At 60.2% G+C, this 6,568-nt stretch carries 6 protein-coding genes; 3 read left to right on the top strand and 3 right to left on the bottom strand.

Annotated elements, in window-relative coordinates:
• Positions 1-523: 523 nt before the first annotated feature.
• Together JWQ89_RS22205 and JWQ89_RS22200 are read left to right on the top strand one after the other, a co-directional pair.
• On the top strand, positions 524-1,549 hold the full coding sequence (locus JWQ89_RS22205; protein ID WP_299644820.1) for an ATP-binding protein: 1,026 nt from the start codon (positions 524-526) through the stop codon (positions 1,547-1,549).
• Between the two features lie 191 nt (positions 1,550-1,740).
• On the top strand, positions 1,741-2,523 hold the full coding sequence (locus JWQ89_RS22200; RefSeq protein ID WP_299644819.1) for an SOS response-associated peptidase family protein: 783 nt from the start codon (positions 1,741-1,743) through the stop codon (positions 2,521-2,523).
• Positions 2,524-3,152: 629 nt separating this feature from the next.
• Here JWQ89_RS22200 and JWQ89_RS22195 read toward each other — a convergent pair.
• Entirely contained in the window at positions 3,153-4,517 is a 1,365-nt protein-coding gene (locus JWQ89_RS22195; RefSeq protein ID WP_299644818.1) for a hypothetical protein, read from the bottom strand.
• A gap of 508 nt (positions 4,518-5,025) precedes the next feature.
• On the opposite strand from JWQ89_RS22195, the gene JWQ89_RS22190 reads away from it, so the two are divergent.
• Positions 5,026-5,760 carry a hypothetical protein gene (locus JWQ89_RS22190; protein WP_299644817.1) on the top strand — a complete coding sequence of 245 codons (735 nt, stop codon included), beginning with the start codon at positions 5,026-5,028 and terminating at the stop codon, positions 5,758-5,760.
• 59 nt (positions 5,761-5,819) lie between these two features.
• Here JWQ89_RS22190 and JWQ89_RS22185 read toward each other — a convergent pair whose 3' ends face one another.
• Positions 5,820-6,332 (bottom strand): hypothetical protein, encoded by a 513-nt coding sequence (locus JWQ89_RS22185; protein ID WP_299644816.1) that lies wholly within the window; start codon positions 6,330-6,332, stop codon positions 5,820-5,822.
• Positions 6,332-6,568: hypothetical protein (locus JWQ89_RS22180; protein ID WP_299644815.1), on the bottom strand; the 237-nt coding region annotated here is incomplete at its 5' end. The genes JWQ89_RS22185 and JWQ89_RS22180, both read right to left, overlap by 1 nt.

The following is a 6,568-nucleotide window of genomic DNA, read 5'->3' as shown; positions in this document are numbered from 1 at the left end:
CTCGCGTGATTGTAACGAGCCGGACGTGCCTGACGGAAGAACGTCGGATGCCCGATAACCTCGCGATAGGGGGAACTACGCTTCCCTCTTGACGTTTTGTTAGGAGTCGCGGCATATGTTGCGACGTAATCCTGACGTGTTGAGAGATCGGCACGACAATCTTGGAGCCCCTGTCGCCGTCAAAAGCGACGGGGGTTTCATACTTTTCGGGGGCAGTTTGAAAGTCGCGGTGTTGGTTGACGGCGGCTATGTCCGCGAAGTCGGCCGGGAAAACATACGACAACGACTTCATTGAAAAGTTCTCCCTAGGCTGCGTCCAGGAGGACGAATATCTGCTTCTCGTATTCTATTACGACGCTCCCCAGTACCAGGGCACAGTCCAGCTTCCGGTTTCAGGCCAGTCAACCGAGATCAAATCAAACGATCACTGGCTTGTCGATCTTGCGAAGCGCGAGCGATTTGCATTGAGGCGCGGCACTATGGGCTTTCGAGGATGGAAGCCACCCCATAAAAGGGCAATCTCTTGCCGATACAGACTTCGGCCCCATCTTCGAGCAGAAGGGGGTTCGCCTTTGAGGAGGGCGTTGCGGCAACGCACCTGTCTGCTGCCGCTATTTTGGAGGATTTTGCCTGCAGGGAGTTAGGTGCTCTGCTGTACGAAGGAGAGCCTTCTGACGAAACGCTGCTGACCTACTTCGCTAACGAGGGGCTGATTCACGACGACAAGCAGGGGGGCTTTGACATCACGAACCTCTTTGCTCTCAGCGCAGCCAGGGACCTCACCAGGTATAAGACCATCAGCGACAAGGCACCGCGGGTAATCGCTTACAAGACCAACACCAAACTCACCGGCCTAGAAGACACTACAGGGCGGCTCGGATATGCCGTCGCCTTTCAAAAGATACTCGCGTACGTCATGCGGGCGGCGGGCGGACAAGAGGTGCTGCAGCACGGCGTCCGCCGATTCGAACCTGCCTATCCCGAAAAGGCGGTGCGAGAGTTCCTTGCGAATGCCATGATACACCAAGACTTGGTCGCATCCGGGGGACGGCCACTGGTCGAAGTCTTTTCGGATAAGATTCAGTTTACGAACCCTGGGGAACCGCTCGTCGATATTGAGCGCCTGATCGATGCCCCGGCTCGGTCGCGAAACGAGCGGCTAGCGGGGCTGATGAGAAAGGCTCGTCTCTGCGAGGAGAGGGGCAGTGGAATAGATCGCGCGTTGTGGTCGATTGAGGAGGCAAAGCTCGCTCCTCCCTCGTTTGCCGTCGTGGAGGGGTCGATGGTGGTCACAATGTTCAAGGGAACGAACTTCGCTGCAATGTCGAAGGAGGATCGCATTCGCGCCTGCTATCAGCACGCAACTTTGCACCACCTAAAGAACGCGCCAATGAGCAACTCGTCTCTGCGTGATCGGCTAGGGCTAAACAAGAACCAGTACCCACAGGTGTCCAATGTGATTTCTGACACAATCGCCGCGGGCCTCATCCGCCCGCTGGACGTCGACCAAGGCAATCGACTGGCGAGGTATGTTCCATACTGGGCGTGATTAGTAATCCGTTCGTCCTCATGGCGATAAAGATCAATGATTTCAATAGCATAATATGTATCTCGAAGGCCACGACATAGTCCCATATGTAAAGGGCACCGTGATCCCCCTTCGCCATGTGGTCGTGCCGATCGGCATTCTTGAGTACTAGTCTTGCCTGTGGGGCCGACCGCCGATAGCATTTTCCCATCTTGTGCCACGCCTATTCCATCACCACCAATCTCGAGGCGCTGCGACAAGTGCGCTTCCTGTTCGAGGTGGCGACGAACATCGGCAACCTGCCGCCGCAGACCGGCATCTATCCGGACATGCTGGCGCCCATCATCCGCAACTCGCCGGGCGGGTTCCGCGAGCTGGTCAAGCTGCGCTGGGGCATGCCGAGCTCGTCGCTAGCGCTCTACCTGGCGGCGAAGGAGCGGGCGAACAAGCTGATCCAGAAGCACGGTCAGGCCATCAGCCCGGACGAGTTCGAAGAAATGGTGCGGATGGAGCCCGATCGGGGCACCCACAACGTGCGAAACACTGATAGCCCGCATTGGAAGCGGTGGCTGGCGCCGGAGTTCCCCTGCATCGTGCCGTTCACCAGCTTCGCCGAGTTTTCAAGCGCGGTCGGGCCGGATGGCAAGAAGCTCGGCAACACCTGGTTTGCCTTCGACGTCGATCGACCACTCGCCTTCTTCGCCGGCATCGTGGCGCCGCAGTGGACCAGCGTCCGCAAGACCTCCGAGGGGTTGATCACCACCGACCTGTTTGCCTTCCTTACCACCGACCCCAACGATGAGGTGGCCACCGCGAACCCCGACGCCATGCCGGTGATCCTCACCACCCCCGACGAGATCGAGACCTGGCTGACGGCACCCTGGACGGAGGCAAGGAGGCTGCAGCGGCCGCTTCCCAGTGGAGCCCTCAAGGTGGTGGCAGTCGGGCCCAAGGAAGACCCACCGGAGCGCGTGACTGAACCGACGCTATTCTAGATTGGTTCACAGGCGCTCGCGCCTATGCGTTGACGGGCGGGAGTTTTCGGACATCAACTCGCCGAAGCGCTCCTGGACATCTTTTTGGGGAAATGGACACTTGAGACATTTGATTGAACTAAATGGCGAGAGCCGCCGTCTAGCCGAATGGTGTCGAATATACGGTGTCAGCTTTGCCCGCACCGTCATGCGGCTGCGACGAGGGCATACGATCGAGCAAGCGTTGGCTCACGAGCAATGGCCACCCGGTTCCTCCGCCAACAGCTCCGGCAAGTTGCTAATAACCATCGAGGGACGCACCCAGAACCTTCACGTCTGGTGCCAGGAGCTAAATCTCGACTACCTACTGGTTTGGCGTCGGCTTAAGCGGGGCTGGACAGTCGAAGATGCGTTTCATCGCAAACGCAGATCAGCGCGTAGCGCGCCGATCTCGGTGGCGGGCTCCGCTGGCACAAGGCTGAACGCCTAGAGGCGTTAGGCGTTCGCCCCCATCTGGCAACTGCCAGCTAGACGGGCGGCGGAAGCTGTGGCTGCGGGGCGACCTCGACAGGGTGATCGGAGTCCCAAGAAGCGGCCCTCCGCCACCACCATAATCCACCGATGCCCCGTAAGCCGATCCAGGTGTCGATTCACCCACGATTCCCCGAGGACTGACGCTGCGCTCTTCTTTTGCCTTCGCCACTAACCAACTCCCAGCCGATCAGGGGATTTAGGAAAGTGGGCGCTTTGGGCGCATCGGAGGTGAGGTGGATAGCCGATCCGCAGATGTAGTCGAACCCGGCATTCCGTGCCGCCTGCGCCATGCCCAGGGAATTGGCGCCATGGGCGACGGTCTTCAATCCCTTGCTGGTGGTCTCTCTGGAATAGCTGGGCAACCAACTTTGCAGGATCGCCGGGCTGTCCCTCCACTTGGAGAGGTCGATCGACAGCCCCCACAACACCGAGTCCATGTGGGTGCCGACCCGGGGGTCGCGTGGTGATAGCTGCAGCAGGGCCCTCCGTACGCTTGGCTCTACGCGATCGAGAACGTCGAGGAGTTCGAAGACCTCGGCCGAAGCCGGTACACCGTGGATTTCAAGGGAGAGGTATCGCTGGTAGTGCGCCGGTATCATCTCAAGTAGCACCAGATATTCGTCCTGCGAGGAGCCCGCGCCGCTCAGGGTCGAAAAATGCACCGGCACGACTAGATCGGGCTTCGCCCCTCGTTGCGCCAGAGCACTATGCAGGCACTGCATCGCTCCCGCAAACAGCAGACAATCAAGGTGCGCGACGGCATCGACGAGTTCCTCCTTGTCCGTGAGAGCCTGCAGCTGCGCCATCGCAGCGCTGCCAGAGAGTGGATGGAGCAGACACCGGTTCATATCGGAGCGGGAACGGCGGACATCCCACGCCGGCTGGAACAGGACCCGAACCTCGCGGAGCGAGGCGACACGTTGAAGGCGTGATGCCTCGTCGGCCTCCCGCCGGATTTTCATGAGGGAAGAAACGAGGGCCTCTGCTGGTGGCACTCCGTTGTCCAGGACAGTGCCGCCGTCAATCTCGCCGACGAACCTGTCGACACTGATCCGGCCTGAGGCATGGGGCATTTCCGAGATTAGTCTTGTCCGGATGCGCTGCGAAGTACGGGCTGCCTTCGCCCTGGCTTCCGTGACGGAAAGGTCGGCAAAGCACACCACGAAGGTGCTGTCGTCCTGGTTGGTGAAGAAGTCGAAGGGCCCGAGCTCCTTCTGGATTTCCTCTCCAGCGATGAGGCGCCATCGTTCGGCGAAGCCTGGCCAGCTGCCGCCCAGTTCATCCTTGAGGCTGGCGAGCGTCACGAGTTGCAGGGACCCCGCCACCAGTGGCGTGGTGGTATCCTGCCGGTGGTTCGCCATTCGCCTTAACTGGGTATCGAATGCCTCGACGGTGGGGATTTCGTCCCCGACCTCCGAATGATCCGCCGCAAGGCTGCTTCGTCCCAGCCCCGTGAGGGCCCTAACGAACGAACGGATCACCTCACCAACGCGAGGTCGCATAATTGCCTACCGTGATATTCCTTAAAGCACCTCTGGGGCTATGCGGCTCCGACCGTGCCGGATTTACCTATGTGGCAACGGCAATTTTAGACGAATTACCCCGACTACGACGCGTGTTGCCTCTCAATCCGGATCGTTCCCGCAGCGATGGCACCCCGAGCGTAGTGACTGATTCTCATCTGCCCTCGTGCAAGCAGGCTCCCCTCGCAAGCCATCTTGTGAAAGCCCCGACGATTCTCTTTCCTCGTTATCCTGAGTTTCCACAGGCACCCCGGCCAATGGTCACTCGGAAGTCATTCGGCAGTGGGGCTGGCCCTCCAGCGGTATTTGGAATGAAACTTTCTTATACACGTCTGCTTCTGCTGGGATATGATCACTCTGCAACTCCCGTCCATGAAACAAGGGTGGCAACGATACTGCAGCGATTCTGACATATGCTTAAACGCTAGACGGGACAATCACTTACATCGAAGAAGGAGGATGCCAAATGTATAACGTAACGGTGAAATCTCTTCTGGTCGGCATGTTTTTGATCTGTTTCGCGGTGCCGGCAATCGCGCAGTTCCCCGAAGAAAATCCACTGCTCGTAATCGCCGAGACGGGTCGAGTCTTGGAGGAATCGGGCGCGACGCTGAGCGACAGAAGCATGCCGGTCGCAGACCGCCTAACAGCAGCGGCTCAGATGTTTCGTGACTTGACTGTCAATGTGCCTGCCGAACCCACTTTGTCGCTGCTATCGACGTCCATAGCCAGGTCAATGAGCGGCATCGCGAGGGCGGCCCAAGGTGGAAGCGTCGAAGATGTGATCCTGAACCTAGCTGAGTATCGGGCTGCTCTAAACCAGATGGCCCTGGGTGTTGCGAAGGAAGTAGCGGTCGCACAACGAACAGACCCGGAGCAAGCAGAGGAGCTAGGACTCCCGGCAGTATCGCTGGGACTCCTGACTTCGGTTCACTTCCTTGACGTCTTCCTTGCGGAGGAGGCCCCCCAACTTTCAACGGAAAACCTCGAGGACGGCCTGGCAGTAGCATTCACCAGAATCGGCGGGGATTGGGGACGATCGGCACTCGGGCTCCGGGCGTGGGGAGGCAGCAATCTTTCCACCTGGACGGGAGGATGTCGCTGTGGCGAGAGGGAGGGATCGTGGGTCTGCGTCGTCGACTCTGGCCTCTTCTGCGACACCTGCGAGTGGGCCAATACGGACCCCGGCCCCAACGGATAAACTACTCCGGCTGTCGGGGCTGCCTGCTGCCGCGGCGGTCCCCGACGCCGGTGGGCCTTCTAGCGCTCCGTCCCGTCCGGCAGTTGCCAGCTAATCCGGAAATGCGCGCTGCCGCAGCACGGCGCGGTGATCCTCTTCCCAACCTCGTCGAGCATGACCCCTGGTCCGATGGCTGCGACAAGCTTCCGGAGGTCCATCTCGGTCGCTCCCTTGCAGGGCTTTACCGATTTCAGCCCCTGGTGGTGCCGCTCGCAGATGACGAAGAGCCGCCAGCCATTGTGCATGGCGGTGGCCAGGATAGGCGGCACGCGCCGGCCGCCGCCACGCTGAATCTGGCACTTGTCGGCGTTGTAGTTGATGTCGTTGACGGCCGGCGGGTCCAGCGCCCGCTCGCATCCTCCGTCCTTGGCGATGAGGTCGAACACCGCGGCCTCGGCCACGTCCCCGAATTTCGCCAGTAGTCGATCGGCTCGGTAGCGCCCGCGCCTGTCGCAGCGCACGCACTCGACGGCGACGATCTTCTGCCCCAACTCCGACAGCACCGGGAATGAACCGTTCCGCCAGGTCGTCATCAGGCGCTCTTGCGAACGTCCTCGCTCTGCGTCACCGGCTGCTCTGGACTGCCGAAGTAAACGTCCGGCCGCCGCGCCCTGCAGATCGGGCAGTCGAACCGATGCCGTATCTCGCGCAGGCCCATGAACATGTCGAAGTCGTCGCCGAAGGTCAGGGTGATGACGCTCGGCTCGATCTTCGTCCGCGTCATGCACTCGGGGCAGTCCTGGATGACGAACTTGCCGGCCAGCTGAAA

It is taken from the genome of Devosia sp. (assembly GCF_028290645.1).
GTDB lineage: Bacteria > Pseudomonadota > Alphaproteobacteria > Rhizobiales > Devosiaceae > Devosia_A.
Note: the sequence above shows the minus strand (reverse complement) of the source record. Positions and strands in the feature narration are given on the sequence as shown.